Genomic DNA, 19,945 nt, shown 5'->3' on the forward strand with positions numbered 1-19,945 from the left:
CCCGTCCTCCCCGTCCTCTGATTCCTCCCCGTCCTCCCCGTCCTCCGAGTCCTGCGAGCCTTCGATGGAGTGGATCCGCATGAGTGAACTGATCAACCGGCTGGGCGAGACGGAGAGCCCGGTCGTGCTCGATGCCGGCATCGGCCCCGCCGAGCTGCACACGCGTCTGACCCGGCTGCGCTCGGTGCCGCTGACCTTCACCGGCACCCGGGGCGGCACCGTGCTCGACATCGCCGTCGACGCGGACCGCACCGCCTTGGACACCGCCGACTTCGCGGCGGGCACGGGCCGGCTGCACATCGAGGGCACCCTGACGCTCGATCGCGTCCCCGCACGCTGCGTGGCGGACGTCGACCTGGCCACGCGGACGGGGACCGGGCGCCTCCGGGCGGTGTGACACCCCCGGGCGGCGGCGTCCGCGTCCGCGTACGTCCGGCGCGGGGCACATGGGGCAGGGCACACGGCGCAGGCCACGGGCACAGCGAGCACATCGACAAGCACCGGGACCGACAGGAGATGGTGTGAGCAGCACGACCGCCGACGCCGTACGGGCGCGGATGACGACCCTCTTCCGGGAGGTCCTCGGCAGGCCGGAACTGGACGCCGACGCCGACTTCTTCGAGCACGGCGACTCCCTGTTCGCCGCGCGCCTCATCATGCGGGTACGCGTCGAGTTCGGCCGGAACGTCCCGCTGCCCTGGCTGTACGAGGGCCGGACCGCGACCGCGCTCGCCGCGCGTATCACCGAAGCCGGTGACGAGCCGTCGCGGGCGGCCGGACCCCGGCCCATCCCGCCGGCCGAGCCGGGGCGCCCCGTCCGGCTCTCCCACGCCCAGGAACGCCTCTGGTTCCTGCACCAGCTCGACCCGGACGACCCCGCGTACAACGAACCGCTCGTCTACCGCGTCCGGGGACCGCTCGACACCGAGGCGCTGCGGACGGCCGTACAGGCGGTCGCCGACCGCCACGACGCGCTGCGCACGGCATTCGTCCCGGACGGCGACGATCCCGTGCTCGTCGTCCGCGACCACCTCGAAATCCCCCTGGACGTACGGGACATCAGTGCGGCCTACGAGCGGGGCGGCCACGCGTGGCTGCGCGACTTCCTGCGCGCCGAGATCCGGGTCCCCTTCGATCTGACCGCCGACCCCCTGGTGCGCGCCCACGCCTTCCGCACCGGCGACGACTCCTGGGCCCTGCTCTTCACCCTGCACCACATCGTCACCGACGGCTGGTCCCACGGCCTCTTCCTCGGCGAGGTGAGCGACGGCTACCGGCGGGCGCTCGGTGCCACCGGTGCGCCGGACGCCGCCCCCCTGAAGGTCCGATTCGCCGACTACGCCCAGTGGGAGCGGCGCGCCGCCGCCGAGGAGTCGGCGAGCGGGCCACGGTTCTGGGAGGAGGAGCTGCGCGGCGTGCCGCTCGCGCCCGCGCTGCGCACCGACACCCCGCGCGGCAGCGGCACCCGCACGCTCGGCAACGCCCTCCTCGGCGAGATCGACGCCACCGACACCGCCCGGATCGCCGAAGTGGCGCGCGCGTGCGGGGTCTCCACGTACTCCCTCACGCTGGCCGTCTTCACCCTGCTGATGCACCGCTGGACGGGCGAGACCGACCTCGTGGTGGGCACCCCCGTGGCCAACCGCCGCCACCCCGATGTGGAACACGTGATCGGCTTCTTCGTCAACACCCTGCCGATCCGCTCCACTTACGACGGGCGGGAGACGTTCGCCTCCTACGCGGCGCGCGTCGAGGCGACCGTGCGCCGGGCCGTCGAGCACGAGCAGGTGCCCTTCGACCGCATCGTGAACGCGCTGGGCGGCGGCGGCCGGACGGGTCACCAGCCGCTGGCACAGGTGGTGTTCGCGTTCCAGAACGACTTCGACCGCAGGCTCGCCCTGGAGGGCCTGGACGTCGCCTTCTTCCCCGTGCCCAACGGGTCCGCGCGGTTCGAGGCGACCCTGTTCATGGCCCGGGCGCCCGGCGGCGTCCTCGAATGCGAACTCGAGTACAACACCGACCTGTTCACGGCGGACACGGCGCAGCGGTTCTTCACCGTCTACCGCACCCTCCTGGACGGCGTGCTCGACGACCCGGGGCGGATGCTCGCCGCGTACGGCATGGTGGGACCGGACGAGCGGCTCCGGCTGGACGGCTGGAACGCCACCGACCGGCCCTTCCCCGACGGCCGCTGCCTGCACGAGCTCATCGAGGAGAGAGCGGCCTCCTGCCCGGACGCCGTGGCCGTCGTCCACGGCCACGAGCACCTGACCTACCGCGCGCTGGACGCCTGGGCGAACCAGGTGGCCCGTCGTCTGCGGGCCGCCGGGGCGGGCGCCGACCGGGTCGTGGGCATCTGCATGGACCGCTCGGCCGAGATGGTCGCCGGACTCCTCGGCATCCTCAAGGCCGGTGCCGCCTACCTTCCCCTCGACCCCGAGGCGCCGCAGGGCCGGCTCGACACCCTCGTCGAGGACGCCCGTTCCCGCTGGTGCCTGACCCTCGAACGGCACCGCGAGTGCGCGCCCCGGGTCCCGTACACCGTCTTCCTGGACACGGACCGGGAGGCGATCGCGGCGTACGACACGACTCCTCCCGAAACCCCCGTCCACCCCGACGACCTGGTGTCCGTCTACTACACCTCCGGCTCGACCGGCCGCCCCAAGGGGGTGGCCAACACCCACCGCGGCTGGGTCAACCGGATGGCGTCCATGCAACGGCTGCACGGACTGCGCCCCGGCGAGACCGTGCTGCACAAGACCACCCTGAGCTTCGACGACGCGGCGCTCGAACTCTTCTGGCCGCTGACGACGGGCGGCCGGATCGCCCTGATCGACCCCGGGCTGCACCGCGACCCCCGGGAGATCCTCGACGCCGCCGTCCGCAGCCGCACCGTCCATCTCCAGGTCGTCCCCAGTATGCTGGCGATGATCGTCGACCATGTCGACCCCGATCTACGGGAGTTGCTGAGCGCGCTGCGGACCACCGTGTCGAGCGGCGAAGCACTCCCGGGCGAGCTGGTGCGCCGCCACCACGAGGTCCTGCCGGGCGCCCTGCACAACACCTGGGGCGCCACGGAGGTGTCCATCGACTCCACCACGCACACCTGTACGGCCGCCGACGTCGACACGGCCGGCGCGGTCAGCGTGGGCCTGCCCTTCGACAACAACCGGATCCATGTGCTCGACGCACTCCACCGGGACGTGCCCGTGGGCGTCGTCGGCGACCTCCACATCAGCGGGGTCGGGCTCGCCCGGGGCTACCTCGGCGACCCGGCGAGGACGGCGACGGCGTTCCTGCCGAGCCCCTACGTGCCCGGTGCGCGCATGTACCGTACGGGCGACCGGGGTTACCGCCGTCCGGACGGCACCCTGATGTTCGTCGGGCGCTCCGACCACCAGGTCAAGATCCGCGGCATGCGCGTCGAACTCGGCGAGATCGAGGCCGTGCTGGCCCGCCACCCCGGGGTCAAGGAAGCCCTCACCGTCGTCCAGGAGACGGCCTCGGGGCTCAAGCGGCTCGTGGCGTACGCGGTGCCCGACGGCGCCGGGGCCGGCCTGACCGCCGAAGCGGCCCGCAGGCATGTCGCCGCGTATCTGCCGGGTTACATGGTGCCGTCGTTCGTCCTGCTCCTCGACGCCTTCCCGCTCACCCCGAACGGCAAGGTGGACCGGAGGGCGCTGCCGGAGCCGGACCGCATGCGGGACTACGCCGAACTGGACTTCGTGGCGCCCGAGGGGCCCGTCCAGGAAAGTCTCGCCGGGATCTGGGCCGACCTCCTCGGCGTCGAGAAGGTCGGTGTGCTCGACAACTTCTTCGCCCTCGGCGGTCATTCGCTCGTCGCCACCCGCCTCGTCTCCCGGGTCCGGCAGGCCTTCGGGGTCGAACTGCGGCTCCAGGACGTCTTCGGCAAGCCCACGATCACCGCCCTGGGGGAGGAGGTGGAACGGCTGCTGGCCGAACGCGTCGACAGCATGACCGAGGAGGAGGTCCGGGAGCTGTTGGAGCGATTGGGCGGCTGAGGCCGCTTGTTCGCGACTCCCGAACGCCTGCCGGTGCCCGCCGCACCCGCTCTTTCCAGAACACGGCATCGGCTCCCGCGCGGGACCCGATGCGCGGCAGAGAGGAAACCCCGCCATGTCCCACCCGTTCGACGACGCCGACGGCATGTTCCACGTCCTCGTGAACTCCGAAGGGCAGCACTCCCTGTGGCCGGCCCTCGCCGCGATCCCCGACGGCTGGGAATCGGTCCACGGCGAGGCGGACCGGGAGGCGTGCCTGCGGTACGTCGAGGAGTCCTGGACCGACATGCGGCCGCGCTCGCTCGTCGAGGCGACGGACGGCGCCGCGCGGTGAACCCGGGCCCCGCCGTCGCCGAGCGCGGCCGGGTCCGCACCGGTCGTCGTGATCGAGAGAAGAAGAGGAACTCCCGTTGAACGCAAGCCAGTCGGAAGCCGAGTCCGCGATCCCACGGGGTGATCCCGTGGCGGGCGAGGAGTTCTACGTCTTTCCCGCCTCGCGGGCCCAGCAGCGCATGTACTTCCTCCAGGAGCTGGCGGGTGACGCATCCACCTATCACGTTCCCCTCTTCTACGCGCTGACCGGCACGGTCGACGAGCGGGCGCTGCGGGAGGCCGCCCAAGGGCTGGTGGACCGGCACGAGACGCTGCGTACCCGGTTCGCCGTACGCGACGGCCGGCTGCTCCAACTGATCAGCCCATCAGCCCGGTTGGAGTGGCGGGTCGACCGCCTGGCGGACTTGGCGGACTTGGCCGGCCCGACAGCCCATGCAGCCCCGGCAGGCGGCCCGGCCGGTGACGACGAGGCCGTCGAACGGTGGCTGCGCCGCGAGTGCGACCGGCCGTTCGACCTGTGCGCCGGGCCGCTGTTCCGGGTGGCGCTGCTGCGCAGATCGCCCACCTCGGCGGTGCTGATGATCAACGCGCACCACATCGTCACCGACGGTTGGTCCACCGGCATCCTCCTCGGCGAGCTGTCCCGGGGGTACGCGAGCCGCGTCGCGGGCGAGCCGGACCTCCAGGAGCCGCCGGAGGTGCAGTACGCGGACTACTCCGGCTGGCAGGACGAGTGGCTGGACAGCGCGGCGGCGCACCGCCAGGAGCGGTACTGGCGGGAGCGGCTCGCCGGCGGACCGCCGCTCCTGGAACTGCCCACCCCCCGGCCGTCGCGCCGGGACGCGCCCTCGCCGGGCACCGCGGGCAGCCATGTGTTCCGGCCGCCCCCGCGGGCCGTGGAGGCGCTGCGCGCCCTGTGCGCGGCCTCCGGCGGCACCCTCTTCATGGGGCTCCTCGCCGCCTTCAAGGTGCTCCTCAGCCGCTACACCGGGCTCGACGACCTCCTCGTCGGCACCCCGCTCGCCGGCCGCAACCGCGCCGAGTTCGAGAAGACGGCCGGCCTGTTCGTCAACACCACGGTCTTCCGCACGGACCTCTCGGGGGACCCGACCTTCCGCGCCTGTCTGGCGCAGGTCCGCGACCGGGTCCTGGAGGCCCAGGACCACCAGGATCTGCCGTTCGAACGGCTCGTGGAGCTGGCCGGTCCCGGCCCCGGTCCCGAAACCGGACGTGCCGCGCCGGCCCCGCCGCTGTTCCAGGTGATGTTCGGCATGAACCGCGCGGACGACCTGTCCTGGAGCCTGCCGGGCATCGGTGTGGAGTGGCTGCCCGTCGCCCTGTCACGGGCCAAGTTCGCCCTGCTGCTCGACGCGACGGAGACCCCGGACGGGGTGGAATGCTCCTTCGAGTACCGCGCCGACGTGTTCGGGGCGGAGACCGTACGGCTGCTGGCCGAGCACTACGGTGTCCTCCTGGAGAGCATCGCGGCCGACCCGGACCGGCCCGTCTCGGCGCTGCGGGTGCTCACCGATGCCGAACTCGCCCGGCGGGCTCCAACCGGTCCGTCGCCGGACGCCGGTCCATTCCCAGAGGCCGACGCGGCGCCGGAACCGGAGCCGGAACCAGAGCTGTGCCACCAGCGGTTCGCCCGATGGGCCGCGCGCACCCCGGACGCGATCGCGGTGACCGACGGCGATACTCGCCTCACGTACGCCGAACTCGACGTACGGGCCAACCGGTTGGCGCATCACCTCGCGGACATCGGCGTCGGCCCCGGCCACCTGGTGGGCCTGAGCACACACCGCACCGCCGACCTGATCGTGGCCGTCCTGGGCATCCTCAAGGCCGGCGGATGCTACGTCCCCTTCGACCCCGCCTACCCCGCCGACCGGCTCCGCTTCATGGCCGGGGACTCCGGGGTGACCACCCTCCTGACCGGTGCGGGCGTGCCCCGCTGGTGGGCGGAGGGCGCCGGGCTCCGGGTCGTCGACCTGGCCGACGCCGCCGACGCCGCCGCGATCGCCGCCCGGCCGGGGACCGCCCCGGCCGCCCCGGTGAGCGGCGACGACCTGGCGTACGTCATCTACACCTCGGGCTCGACGGGCCGCCCCAAGGGCACCCGTGTCCCGCACCGCAACATCGCCCGTCTCTTCACCGCCACCGACCCCTGGTTCGGCTTCGGGCCGGACGACGTGTGGACCCTGTTCCACTCCTACGCCTTCGACTTCTCCGTGTGGGAGCTCTGGGGCGCGCTGGCCCACGGCGGCCGGCTCGTCGTGGTGCCGTACGAGACGAGCCGGGACCCCGAGGCGTTCCACCGGCTGCTGCGCGCGGAGCGGGTGACCGTACTCAACCAGACGCCCTCCGCCTTCTACCCGCTCATGCGGGCCGACCGGGACGCGCCGCCCGGCTCGCTCGCCCTGCGGCTGGTCGTGTTCGGCGGCGAGCCCCTGGACCTGCCCGCGCTGCGGGACTGGTTCGACCGGCACGGCGACACCACGCCCCGGCTGGTCAACATGTACGGCATCACCGAGACGACCGTGCACGTCACCTACCGGCCGATCGCGCTGCGCGACCTGGACGAGGGGCGCGGCAGCGTCATCGGCCGGCCGCTGCCCGACCTGCGGCTGTACGTCCTGGACAGCCGGGGGCGGCCGGTGCCGACCGGTGTGCCGGGCGAGTTGTACGTCGGCGGTGCCGGGCTCGCCGACGGCTATCTGAACCGCCCGGAGCTCACGGCGGAACGCTTCGTCCGACCGCCGTTCGCGGACCCGGACCCGGATCCGGGCCTGGGCGCGAGCGGGGGAGAGGGTACGAGCGTGGGCGGGCTCCTGTACCGCACCGGCGACCTCGTCCGCGTCCTTTACGACGGCGACCTGGAGTACTGCGGACGCCTCGACCGGCAGGTCAAACTGCGCGGCTTCCGGATCGAACTCGGGGACATCGAGGCTGCGTTGAGCGACCACCCCGACGTCGTCGACTCCATCGTCCTGCCGCACACCGACGCGGCGGGCCATCCGAGTCTGGCCGCCTACGCGGCCGCGCCCGGCACGCCCCCGGACGCCCACGCGCTGCGTACCCATCTCGCCGGCCTTCTGCCCGAGCACATGGTGCCCGCCTCCTACACCGTGCTGCCCGCCTTCCCGCTGACCGCCAACGGCAAGGTCGACCACGCGCGGCTGCCCGCCCCGCACACCGCCGGGATCCCGACCGAGGCATACGCCGCGCCCCGCACCGCCGTCGAGCGCGCCCTCGCCGAGGTGTGGGCCCGGGCCCTCGGCCGCCGTGCCGGGATCGACGACGGCTACTTCGCCCTCGGCGGTGACTCGATCCGCAGCATCCGACTGCTCGCCCTGGCCCGCGAGGAGGGCCTGGACTTCCGGCTCACCGACCTGATGACCCACCGGACGATCCGCCGCCTCGCCGAGGTCGTGGCCGTCCGTACCGCCCCCGGTGCCGAACCGGTGCCCCGGCGGAAGCCGTTCGCGCAGCTCGCCCCCGCCGACCGGGCCTTGCTGCCCGACGGCCTCGACGACGCCTACCCGGTGACACGGACCCAGCTCGGCATGCTGTTCCACAGCGACCTGTCCGCCGACGGTGCGGCCGTCTACCACAACATCTCGACCTACCGACTCCGCGCCCGCTGGGACCCCGAGGCGTGGAAGACGGCGGTGGCCGAGGTCGTCGCCCGGCACGAGGTGCTGCGGACCTCGTTCGATCTGCACTCCTTCTCCATCCCCGTCCAGTTGGTGCACAGCGATGTCGAACCACCCGTCACTTTCGAGGAGTTGACGGATCTCCCGCCTGGGGAGCGGGAGGCGGCGGTCGCGGCGCGAGCCGCCCGCGAACGGGACCTGCCCTTCGACTGGCGGCACGCCCCGCTGATCCGCTTCCACGTCCAGCGCCTCACCGAGGACACGCTCCAGCTGTTCGTCACCGAACACCACGCCGTCCTCGACGGATGGAGCGAACGCTCCCTCTTCGCCGAACTGTTGCTGCGCCACTCCGCCGCGCTCACCGGCGCCCCCGCCCCCGACACCGCACCGCTCGCCGCGCGCTTCGGCGACTTCGTGGCCCTGGAGACCGCGGCGGTCGCCGACGAGGAGACCGCCGCGTTCTGGACGGCGGAGCTGGCGGACGCCTCGCTCACCCCGCTCCCACGCCCGGTCCGGCCGACCCGGCCCGCCGGCCGTACCCTCCGCACCACCCGCCCGGACATGCGCTTCCATATCGCCCCGCTCGCCCCCGAGATGACCGCCGCCCTGCCCGGCCTCGCCGCCCGGCTCCGGGTGCCGCTGCGCTGCGTCCTGCTCGCCGCCCACCTCAGGGTGATGAGCCTGCTCGGCGGGTCCGACGACATCGTGACAGGCGTCGTCTACAACGGCCGAGGCGAGGAACGCGACGCCGACCGGACGCTCGGTCTCTTCCTCAACACCCTCCCGTTCCGAGCCCGTTTGGCCGACGGCACCTGGGCGGAGCTGATCGAGCGGACGGCCGCCCAGGACATCCGCGTCCAGCCGTACCGCCGCTTCCCGCTGCCGGAGATCATGCGGCGCACCGGAGGAACGGAACTCTTCGAGACCTTCTTCAACTACACCCGCTTCCCCGTGGAGGACACCCTCGCCGGCCGGTCCGACGTCGTCGTCCTGGAGGCCGAGGGCTCCGCGCCCACCCACTTCCCCTTCGGCGCCGAGTTCGCCACCGGCGGCAGCGAGGAGGACCTCACCCTCGGACTGCGCTACGACGCCACGCGGTTCGACGAGGAGCAGATCGCCGCGTTCCACGGCCACTACGCCGCCGTGCTCGCGGCTATGGCCGCCGATCCCGGGGCGCGCCACGAGGACGCGGACCTGCTGCCGGCCGCCGAGCATGAGCGGATCGCCGCCTGGAACGCCACCGGGCGGACGTACGACCGGCCGCACCTCCTGCATGCCCTGATCGCGGAGCAGGCGCGGCGGCGGCCCGACGCCCCGGCCGTCCGGTTCGGGGACGAGGAGCTGAGCTACCGGGCCCTGGACGAGCGGGCGGACCGGCTCGCCGGCGTGCTGCGCGCCCACGGGGTGACCCGGGGGAGCTTCGTCGGCCTCCATCTGGAGCGCTCGCTCGATCTGTCCGTAGCGCTCCTCGCGGTCCTCAAGGCCGGAGCCGCCTATGTGCCGCTGGATCCGGACCACCCCGACCTGCGCGTGCGGCGGATCGTGGCGGACGCCGGGATCGGGGTGGTCCTCGCCGAGGGGGCGGGCGCGGCCCGGTTCGCCGTCCTCCCGGGGGTCACGGTGGTACGTCCGGGGGCCGGGGCCGGGGACGGGGCCGGATCCGTCGCCGGGGAGGCGGCGCCCGGCGAGCCCGCAGAGCCCGCAGGGCCCGTGCAGCCCGGCGATCCGGGAGACCCCGCCTACATGATCTTCACCTCGGGGTCGACCGGGACGCCGAAGGGCGTGGTGGTCTCGCACCGGGCGATTCGCAACAGGCTGCTGTGGATGCAGGAGGAGTACGGGCTGCGCCCCGGCGAGCGGGTCCTGCACAAGACCCCGTACACCTTCGACGTCTCGGTGTGGGAGCTGTTCTGGCCCCTGCTCGCGGGCGCGACGCTGGTGCACGCCCGGCCCAGCGGGCACCGCGACCCCGCCTACCTCGCGCGGCTGCTCGCGGCCGAGCGGATCACCACCGTCCACTTCGTCCCGTCCATGCTCCAGGCGTTCGTGGAGGAGCCGCTGGCCCGCGCGTGCACCGGTCTGACCCGGGTCGTGTGCAGCGGCGAGGCGCTGTCGTACGACCTCCAGAGCCGGTTCTTCGCGGTGCTCGGCGCCGAGCTGCACAATCTGTACGGCCCCACCGAGGCGGCCGTCGACGCGACCGCGTGGCGGTGCCGGGACGACGGGCGCGGGATCGTGCCGATCGGCCGGCCCATCGCCAACATGGAAGCGCATGTGCTGGACCGGCGCGGGCACGCCGTCCCGGTCGGCGTCACCGGGGAACTGCACCTCGGCGGCGTCGGACTCGCCGACGGCTACCACGGCCGGCCCGATCTCACGGAACGGAGCTTCCACCGGCACACCGACCGGAACGGCGTCGAACGGCGCCTCTACCGCACCGGCGACCTCGCGCGCCGACTGCCCGACGGCACCCTCGAATACCGGGGCCGCGCCGACTCCCAGGTCAAGTTGCGCGGCTTCCGGATCGAACTCCAGGAGATCGAAGCGGTGTTGACCGGGCATCCGGCCGTCGCCGAGTGCGCGGTCGTGCTGCGCGACGATCGCCTGGTCGGGCATGTCGTCCCGGCGGCCGGTCACGCCTTCGACCCGGCGGACGTCCTCGCGTATCTGCGCGAGCGGCTGCCCACCCCTATGGTCCCCACGGCCTGGACACGGCTCGACGCCATGCCGCTCACCGGCAGCGGCAAGCTCGACCGCAAGGCGCTCCCCGCGCCCCCGGCGCCCGGAGCCGCGCGCGACGGCGATGCCCCGGCCCCGCCCTCGGACGCCTGCGAGGAACGGCTCCTCGGCCTCTGGCGGCGGCTCCTCGGCGTCGAACGGATCGGTGTCCACGACGACTTCTTCGCACTCGGCGGGCACTCCCTCCTGGCCGTGCGTCTCGTCGCGCTCGTCAATGCGGCGTTCGGCTGCTCGCTCGGTGTGGCGGCGGTGCTCGAACACCCCACGATCGCGGGCCAGGCGGCGCTGCTGCGGGAGCCTGGGTCGGCGGACGGAACGGCGGGTGGTCCGGCGGGTGGTCCGCTGGACGTCGTGACGCTGCGCGCGACAGGGCGGCACACGCCGCTGTTCCTCGTCCACCCCGTCGGCGGCGGCGTGACCTGCTACCGCGAGCTGGCCGCCGCGCTCGGCGACGAACAGCCGGTGTACGCGCTGCCCGCGCCCGGCCTCACCGGCGGACGCGAGACACCCGCCTTCGTCGCGGAGCTGGCCGAACAATGTGTGCGGACTCTGCGCGCCGTACGCCCCAAGGGGCCCTACGCCGTGGGCGGTTGGTCGTTCGGCGGGCTGGTCGCCCAAGAGGTCGCCTGCCGGCTCGCCGACGAGGGCGAGAACGTCATCCTGCTCGCGATGATCGACAGCGGCTTCCCCGAGCAAGGCGCGGAACCCGCCGAGTCCGCGCTCCTGCGGGAGTTCACCGAGGACGTGCTGCGCTCCGCCGGGCGGGACACCGGCCTTGCCGCACCGGCCGGTCTGGAAACGCTCCTCGCGGCGGGGGATGCGGGCGCGGTTCTCAGCGCGCTCGCCCGGCAGTCGGACGGCGCGGGACACGCGGACGGCGCCGAGGCGCAGACGGCCGAACTGGCCAGCCACTACGCCGTGTTCCGGACCAATCTACGGATGGCGGCGGCCCACCGGCCCCGGCCCTTCACCGGGCCGGCCAGGTTCTACCAGGGAACGGACGGGGCCCGCGCCCTGGCCGCCGACCGCTGGGCGCCCTGGCTGTCCGGGCCCACCGTCCGGTACGCGCTCGACGCCGACCACTACGCCCTGACACGCGCCCCGTACGTCGAGGCATTGGCTGCCGATCTCGGCGCCGCCCTCGCGGACGGAGACGACTCGTGACCCGCCGCACTCACGCCGTCCTCTCCTGACCCCGGCGACGACCGCCGCCGATGACCACGACCCGCCTCCCGACCCCGCCTTCCCGACCCCCGCCTCCCCGACGCCCGACCGCACGACCCGAACCAGCCCGCGCCGAAAGGTATGGAGACCCGTGATCGAGCTCCGCAGCGACACCTTCACCCTGCCGTCCCCCGACATGCTCCAGGCGATGGGCCGGGCGCGGCTCGGTGATGACGTGTACGGCGAGGACCCGACCGTCAACGAACTGGAGGACCGTGCTGCCGGGCTGCTCGGCAAGGAGGCCGCCTGCCTCATGCCCAGCGGCACCATGGGCAACCTCGCCTCGATCATGACGCACGCGCCCCGGGGCTCGAAGATCCTCGTCGGTGCCGAGAGCGACATCTACGTCTACGAGGCGGGCGGCGCCGCCGTCCTCGGCGGGGTGACGTACGAGCCGGTCGTCAACCGGCCCGACGGCCGGCTCGCCCTCGACGACCTCGCGGCGGGTTTCCCCGACGACCCGGAGGACCCGCAGTTCGCGCTGCCGTCGCTGATCTGTCTGGAGAACACCCAGAACCGCTGCGGTGGCGTGGTGCTGTCGATGGAGTACCAGCGCGAGGTGCGCGCCTTCGCCGACGCGCGCGGAGTCGCCGTCCACCTGGACGGCGCGCGGGTCTTCAACGCGGCCATCGCCCTCGGACGGCCCGTCGCCGAACTGGCGCGGTACGCGGACTCCGTCCAGTTCTGTCTGTCCAAGGGCCTTGCGGCGCCCATCGGTTCGATGGTCGCGGGCAGCGCGGAGTTCATCCGCGGGGTGCGCCGGGCCCGCAAGATGCTCGGCGGCGGCATGCGGCAGGCCGGACTGATCGCGGCCGCCGGGCTCGTCGCGCTCGACGGGGCCGGCCGGCTCGCCGAGGACCACGACAACGCCCAGCGGCTGGCCAAGGGCCTGGCAGGGCTCGACGGCATCGCCGTCGACCCGGGGGCCGTACGGACCAACATCGTGATGTTCCGGGTGACGGCCCCCGGCTTCACCTGGCAGACCTTCGCCGCCGCCGCGGGCCGTCACGGACTCGCGATCGCCGAGCTGGGTCACGGTCGGCTGCGCGCCGTCACCCACGCGGGGGTGACCGCCGCCGACATCGACGCGGCCGTGGCGATCGTCGGACGGGTCCTGTCCGAAGGCCCTCAAGGCCCCGAGCGTTCCGAAGGTCTCGAAGGCGTGGAGGGCTGAGATGCCGGAGTACGAGGCGACACCCGGCACGTCCGCGCTGCGCACCGCCCTGCTGCGAAGACTCCGCGACGGCACCCGCGACACCCGCGCCCCCTTCGCCCCCGAGACCATCCCGCGCGCGCCGCGCACCGGCCCGGTCCCGGCGTCGAGCGCGCAGAAACGCCTGTGGTTCCTTGACCAGTTGCACGGCGAGAACGCCGCCTACAACGTGGTGTTCGCCCTCCAGATCGACGGGCCGTTGCGCCTCGACGTCCTGCGCGACAGCCTGAACCGGCTCGTCGCCCGCCACGAGGCCCTGCGTACCCGCTACACCCGCGAGGGCGACGACCTCTTCCAGGACATCGCGCCGGAGCTGACGCTCGACGTACCGTGCGCCGACCTGACCGGTCTGGGCGAACCGGCCGCGGAGGCGGAGGTGCGCGAGCGCCTCGCCGCCGAGAGCCGGGTGCCCTTCACACTGACGGCGGGCACCGGGGAGCCGCTGCTGCGCGCCCGGGTGTACCGCACCACCGCCACCCGCCACCACCTGTTCGTCAACTTCCACCACAGCGTCACCGACGGCTGGTCCGAGGGGATCTTCTTCCGGGAGCTGTGGACCCAGTACGAGGCGGGCGCCGCCGGACGCGAGGCGCGGCTGCCCGCCGTCCCGGTGCAGTACGCGGACTATGCGGTGTGGGAACAGAGCGCGGGTGCGATCGCCGAGGCCGAACGCCAGGTCCGCTACTGGAAGGACCAGTTGAGCGGCGCGCTGCCCGTCATGGACCTCCCCGGCGACCGCCCCCGGCCCGTGGTCCCCAGCTTCCGGGGCGCCTCCTTCGCCCTGGAGGTGCCGGCGGAACTCTCGGCGGAGCTGGACGCTCTCGGCCGGGACGAGGGCGTCTCGCCCTTCATGATCCTGCTGACCGCGCTCAACGCCCTGCTCCACCGCTACACCCGCGAACAGGACATCGTCGTCGGCACCCCGGTGGCCAACCGGACCCGTCCCGAACTTGAAGGAACCATCGGGTTCTTCGTCAACACGGTCGCCCTGCGCACGGATCTCTCGGGCACCCCGACCTTCGCCGAACTCCTGCGCCGCACCCGGGACGTGACCCTCCAGGCGCAGGCGCACCAGGAAGCGCCCTACGCCCGGGTCGTCGAGGAGGTCGCGCCCGGCCGCGACCCGGGGACCGACCCGCTCGTCCAAGTCCTCTGCACCTACCTGGACTTCCGGGAGGAGTGGCGGGCCGGGGGCGTGACCGCGCGGATCGTCGACCTCGCCGACCAGTCCACCCGCTTCGACCTCGAACTGCACACGGAGAAACGGGAGACGGGCTATCTGTGCCGCTTCGTCTTCGCCACCGACCTCTTCGACGAGGCCCGGGTGCGGCGGCTGGCCGACCACTACCTCACCCTGCTCACCGCCGCGATCCGCACCCCCGGGCAGCGGATCGGCGAGAGCGACCTGCTCCCGGCGGCCGAGCGGGCCCTGGTCCTGGACACCTGGAACGCCACCGCCCGGCCCGTCCCTGAGTCGACGGTGGTCGAGCTCTTCGAGGCCCAGGCCGCCAGGACGCCCGGGGCCACCGCGCTGATCCTCGAAGACGAGTCCCTCTCGTACGCCGAACTGGACGCGCGTGCCAACCGGTTGGCGCGGCTGCTCGTCGAACACGGCGCGGGACCCGAGCGGGTCGTGGCCCTCGCCATGCCACGCTGCCTGGACACCTTCGTCGCCATGGTCGCCGCCCTCAAGGCGGGTGCCGCCTATCTGCCCGTCGACCCCGAGTACCCCGACGAGCGCGTCGCCTACATGCTCGACCACACCCGGCCCGCGCTCGCCCTCACCCACCAGGCACGCCGGGGCGGGCTCCCGGCCGGCGTCGCGGAAGTCGTCCTGGACTCGGCGGGGACGACGGCGGACCTCGCGGCCCGCCCGGCGGGGAGGCTGAGCGACGACGAACGCGGCGGCCCCACGAGGGACGACCATCCCGCGTATCTGATCTACACCTCGGGCTCCACCGGACGGCCCAAGGGCGTCGTGATGCCGCACGCGGGCCTGCGCAACATGCTCGCCGCCCACCGGGCGGCCTTCCCGGCCGGTGGCCCCGGCACCCGGGTCGCGCAGTTCTGCTCCATCGGCTTCGACTTCTCCGTCGAGGAGGTCTGGGCGACCCTGCTGCACGGCAAGACGCTCCTCGTCCCGCCGGACGAGGTGCGCCGCAGCGCGGAGCGGCTCGCCCGCTGGATCGAACACCACCGCGTCAACGAGCTGTTCGCGCCGGCGGCGGTCATCGACGCCCTGTACGAGGCCGCACGTGAGCAGCGGATTCCGCTCGACTCGCTCACCGATGTCATCCAGGGCGGCGAGGGCCTCACCCTGGGCTCCCGGCTGCGCGGCTTCCACACTGAGGGGTCCGGGCGCCGGCTGCACAACGTGTACGGCCCCGCCGAGACCCATGGCGTGACCATGTACACGCTGCCCGGGGACAGCTCGGCCTGGCCCGCGGCGGCGCCCCTGGGCCGCCCCATCGGCAACACCCGCGCCTACGTCCTCGACGACCGACTGCGCCCCGCGCCCGTGGGGGTGACCGGCGAGCTGTACCTGGCCGGCCCCTGTCTCGCTCGGGGCTACGCCCACCAGCCCGGACTGACCGCGGAGCGCTTCACCGCCTGCCCCTTCGGCGCGCCCGGCGAGCGGATGTACCGCACCGGCGACCTCGCCCAGTGGCAGGAGGGCGGCACCCTGCGACTCTTCGGCCGCTCCGACGAACAGGTGAAGATCCGGGGCTTCCGCGTGGAGCCCGGCGAGGTCGAGGCGGTCCTCGCGGCCCACCCCGCCGTCGCGCGGGCGGCGGTGACGGTGCGCCGGGACCGGCCGGGAGACGCGTACTTGGCGGCCTATGTGACCCCGGCGGACGGCTCAGGCCCGGACGGCTCAGGCCCGGGCACCTCCGCACCGAGCGGTCCCGGCCCGAACGGCGACACCACCCCCACCACCGACGCCACCCCAGGCGCCCCCGTCCCCCTCGACCTCGGCGCCCTGCGCACCCATCTGGCCGGCCTGCTGCCCTCCTTCATGGTCCCGGCCGTCTTCGTCCGGCTCGACGCCCTGCCGCTCAGCCCGAACGGCAAGCTCGACCGCAAGGCGCTGCCCGCCCCCGACCGGGGCGCGCACGCCGGCCGAGGCCCCCGCACCGAGGCCGAGCGGCTGCTGTGCGGCCTCTTCGGCGAGGTCCTGCGCCGCCCGTGGGGGAACGTCGAGGACAGCTTCTTCGCGTTCGGCGGCCACTCCCTGCTCGCGACCCGCCTGGTCACCCGGATCCGCACCGAGTGCGGGGTCGAACTACCGCTCAGGGCGGTGTTCGAGAGCCCGACCGTCGCCGGACTCGCGCCCCGGCTCGGCGACCGGGGCGCCGCCCGCCCGCCGCTGCTGCCCGGCCCCCGCCCGGACGTACTGCCGCTGTCGTACGCCCAGCGCCGCCTGTGGTTCCTCAACCGCTTCGAGGACCAGCGCGCGGTCTACAACATGCCGTGGGCGCTGCGCCTGACCGGCCCCGTGGACACCGGCGCACTCGAAGCGGCCCTGGCCGACCTCCTGGAACGTCACGAGAGCCTGCGCACCGTCTTCTCGGAGACGGCGGGCGAGCCGTACCAGCGCATCCTTCCGCCCGGCGAGGCCCGGCCGCGCCTGCTGCGGCACGACCCGGCCGAGGTGGCCCAAGTGCCCGGCGGGCTCGCCGAATCCGTCGCCCGGGCCGCCGCCGAGGGATTCGACCTGACCCGCGAACTGCCGCTGCGCGCCCATCTGTTCACCGAGGGATCCGATTCCCGCGTCCTGCTCGTCGTGGTGCACCACATCGCCTGCGACGGATGGTCGATCGGCCCGCTGTGGCGCGACCTCGGCGCCGCCTACACCGCCCGCCGCGCGGGCCACGCCCCCCGGCAGGCCCAACTGCCCGTCCAGTACGCCGACTACACGCTGTGGCAGCGGCGGATGCTCGGCGCGGCCGACGACCCGCGCAGTGTGCTGGCCCGGCAGACCGCGCACTGGAAGGACGTCCTCGCCGGCCTGCCCGACGAGCAGAACCTGCCCGTCGACCGGCCGCGCCGCCCGGAGACCGACCACCGGGGCGGCACGGTCCCCTTCGCGGTGCCCGCCGCGCTGCACCGGCGCCTCGCCGATCTCGCCGAACGCACCGGCGCGAGCACGTACATGGTCGTCCGGACCGCGCTCGCCGCCCTGCTGACCCGGGCGGGCGGCGGCACGGACATCGTCCTGGGCACCCCGCTGGCGGGCCGTACCGACGAGGCCCTGGACGAGCTCGTCGGCTTCTTCGTCAACACGCTCGTGCTGCGCACGGACACCTCCGGCGACCCCACGTTCGCCGAACTCCTGGCCCGCGTCCGGGCGGGCAGCCTGGCCGCGTACGCCCACCAGGACCTGCCGTACGACCTGCTCGTGGAGTCGCTCAACCCGGCCCGCTCGGCGAGCCGGCACCCGCTGTTCCAGGTGATGCTGGCCTTCCAGAACAACGCGGGCGGCGATCTCGAACTGCCCGATGTCACCGTCGAGGACTACGACTTCGAGCTGCGGCACTCGATGTTCGACCTGCTCTTCAACATCACCGAGCACCGCGACGAACGGGCCGCCCCCGCCGGACTCGGCGGCTATGTCGCCTACCGGCACGACCTGTTCGACCGGAGCACGGCGGAATGGCTCACCACGGGCCTCGTCCGGATGCTCACCGCCCTCGCGGCCGACCCCGACTGGCGGCCCGCCGACGTCGAACTCCTCGCTCCCGACCAGCTCCGCACCCTCCTGGTGGACCGCAACGCCACGGACCGCCCGCTGCCCGCCGCGAGCCTCACCGGACTCCTCGCCCGCAGCGCGGCCCGCCATGCGAAGGCCCCGGCCGTCAGCCAGGGCGGGCGAACTCTGACGTACGAGGAACTCGACGCCCGCGCCAACCGCCTCGCCCGGCAGCTGACGGCCGGCGGGGTGGGCCGGGGCGACGTGGTCGGGCTGCTGCTGCCGCGCACCCCGGACCTGGTCGTCGCCCTCCTCGCCGTCCTCAAGGCGAGCGCCGCCTTTCTGCCGCTCGACCCGGGCCAGCCCGCCGAACGCCTCGCGTACATGATCGAGGACGCCGGGCCGGCGCTCACCCTCACCACCACCCGGCTCGCCGCCGGCCTCCCGGCCGGGACCCCGGCCCCGGTGCTCCGCCTCGACGACCCGGAGGCGACCGCCGCCGTCGCCGCGCGCTCCGCCGCCGCCCTGGACGACCCCGACCCGTCCCGTCCCGCCCACCCGCTGGACGCGGCCTACCTCGTCTACACCTCGGGGTCCACCGGCCGCCCCAAGGGCGTGCTGATGCCCACGAGGACCCTGGTCAACCTGCTGACCTGGGAGGGCAGGACCCACCCGGGGCCGGCCGGCGGGCGCACGGCCCAGTTCACCACGCCCAGCTTCGACGTCAGCGTCCAGGAGATCCTCGCCACCCTGCTGGACGGCGGCGAACTGGTCGTCCCCGACATGGACGTCCGCGGCGACTTCACCGCGTTCGCGCACTGGCTCGACCGGGAACGGATCGCCCGCCTCTACGCGCCGAACGTCGTCCTGGAGACGCTCGCCCGGATCGCCGAGACGGAGAAGCTTCCCCTGGCCGCGCTGCGCCGTGTCGTCCAGGCGGGAGAGGCGCTTGTGATCACCGAGCGGCTGCGGCGGTTCTTCGCCGACCGGCCGCGGTGCCGTCTGGTGAACCACTACGGCCCGGCCGAGACCCATGTGACCACCGGCTTCGCCCTGCCGGCGGACCCCGCGTCCTGGCCGTACACCGTGCCCATCGGCCTTCCCGCGGACAACACCCGGGTCTACGTCCTCGATGCCCGGCTGCGTCCGGTGCCGCCGGGTGTGCCGGGGGAGCTGTACCTCGCGGGCGCGGCGCTCGCCCGCGGCTACGCGCACCGGCCGGCTCCGACCGCCGAGCGCTTCGTCGCCTGCCCCTTCGGCCCGTCCGGCGAACGGATGTACCGCACCGGCGACATGGCGGTGTGGAGCGCGGACGGGCAGCTGGAGTTCCGGGGGCGCGCCGACGACCAGGTCAAGGTGCGCGGCTTCCGGATCGAGCTGGGGGAGGTGGAGGCGGCCCTGGCCACGCACGCGGGCGTGGACCGGGTGAAGGTGCTCGCCGAGGACCATCCGACCCGGGGCCGGCAGCTGGCCGCCTTCCTGGTGCCTGTGGTGCCGGGCGGGTCAGGTGTGCTTGTTGAGGGGACCGCGCCGCCGACCGTCCGGGAGCTGCGCGAGCACGCCGCCCGTACCCTGCCCGCCGCCATGATCCCGGCGCGCTTCCTGACCGTGGCCGGCTTCCCCACCTCGCCGAACGGCAAGATCGACACGAGGGCCCTGGCGGCGTCGGGCGAGGAACTGGCCGCAGGGGAGGCGTACACGGCCGCCGGGACCCCGGCGGAGCACGCCGTGGCCGCCGTGTGGGAGGACCTGCTCGGCGTCCAACAGGTCGGCGTACACGACGACTTCTTCGCACTGGGCGGCCACTCACTGCTGGCGACGCAGGCGGTGTCGAAGATCCGCGCGGCCCTGGGCGTCCGGCTCACCCTGCGGGAGTTCTTCGCCCATCCGACCGTCGCCGCGCTCGCACGCGCGGTCGAGGGCCGGGAGAAGGACGGGCCGGGGGAGCCGGACGAGCCCGAGGTCCGGGTGCTCCGACGGACCCGCACGCGCACGACGCTCTGACGGTACGGGCCCCACAGGGCCGTAGGGGGAGTCCGGCGGCCCGGGCTCCCCCTCGTCCACGCGA

The 19,945-nt window shown here is 73.8% G+C and carries 6 protein-coding genes; all 6 read left to right on the forward strand.

Annotated features, from left to right (window positions below):
* The first annotated feature begins 79 nt into the window (after nt 1-79).
* The 6 genes from ABZ990_RS16135 to ABZ990_RS16160 all read left to right on the forward strand — a co-directional run bounded on the left by ABZ990_RS16135 (nt 80) and on the right by ABZ990_RS16160 (nt 19,881).
* A complete protein-coding gene (locus ABZ990_RS16135) occupies nt 80-397 on the forward strand; it encodes a hypothetical protein (protein WP_361231252.1) in 318 nt (105 codons plus the stop codon).
* A 124-nt stretch (nt 398-521) separates the two neighbouring features.
* Nucleotides 522-4,022 carry an amino acid adenylation domain-containing protein gene (locus ABZ990_RS16140; RefSeq protein WP_361231254.1) on the forward strand — a complete coding sequence of 1,167 codons (3,501 nt, stop codon included), beginning with the start codon at nt 522-524 and terminating at the stop codon, nt 4,020-4,022.
* A 115-nt stretch (nt 4,023-4,137) separates the two neighbouring features.
* Nucleotides 4,138-4,356 (forward strand): MbtH family protein, encoded by a 219-nt coding sequence (locus tag ABZ990_RS16145; protein WP_361231255.1) that lies wholly within the window; start codon nt 4,138-4,140, stop codon nt 4,354-4,356.
* Nucleotides 4,357-4,432: 76 nt separating this feature from the next.
* Nucleotides 4,433-11,914, forward strand: a complete 7,482-nt coding sequence (locus ABZ990_RS16150; protein WP_361231257.1) for an amino acid adenylation domain-containing protein — start codon at nt 4,433-4,435, stop codon at nt 11,912-11,914.
* Nucleotides 11,915-12,065: 151 nt separating this feature from the next.
* Nucleotides 12,066-13,148 (forward strand): GntG family PLP-dependent aldolase, encoded by a 1,083-nt coding sequence (locus tag ABZ990_RS16155; RefSeq protein ID WP_361231259.1) that lies wholly within the window; start codon nt 12,066-12,068, stop codon nt 13,146-13,148.
* Between the two features lies 1 nt (nt 13,149).
* Nucleotides 13,150-19,881 (forward strand): amino acid adenylation domain-containing protein, encoded by a 6,732-nt coding sequence (locus tag ABZ990_RS16160; protein ID WP_361231261.1) that lies wholly within the window; start codon nt 13,150-13,152, stop codon nt 19,879-19,881.
* The last annotated feature ends 64 nt before the right edge of the window (nt 19,882-19,945 follow it).

It is taken from the genome of Streptomyces sp. NPDC046203, from assembly GCF_040646255.1.
In the GTDB taxonomy this organism is placed as follows: Bacteria; Actinomycetota; Actinomycetes; order Streptomycetales; family Streptomycetaceae; genus Streptomyces.

Bases quoted from the DNA above. Each gene is read 5' to 3' on its own strand.
- ABZ990_RS16160 (WP_361231261.1), top strand. From the start codon at position 13,150: ATGCCGGAGTACGAGGCGACACCCGGCACGTCCGCGCTGCGCACCGCC.
- ABZ990_RS16135 (WP_361231252.1), top strand. From the start codon at position 80: ATGAGTGAACTGATCAACCGGCTGGGCGAGACGGAGAGCCCGGTCGTG.
- ABZ990_RS16145 (WP_361231255.1), top strand. From the start codon at position 4,138: ATGTCCCACCCGTTCGACGACGCCGACGGCATGTTCCACGTCCTCGTG.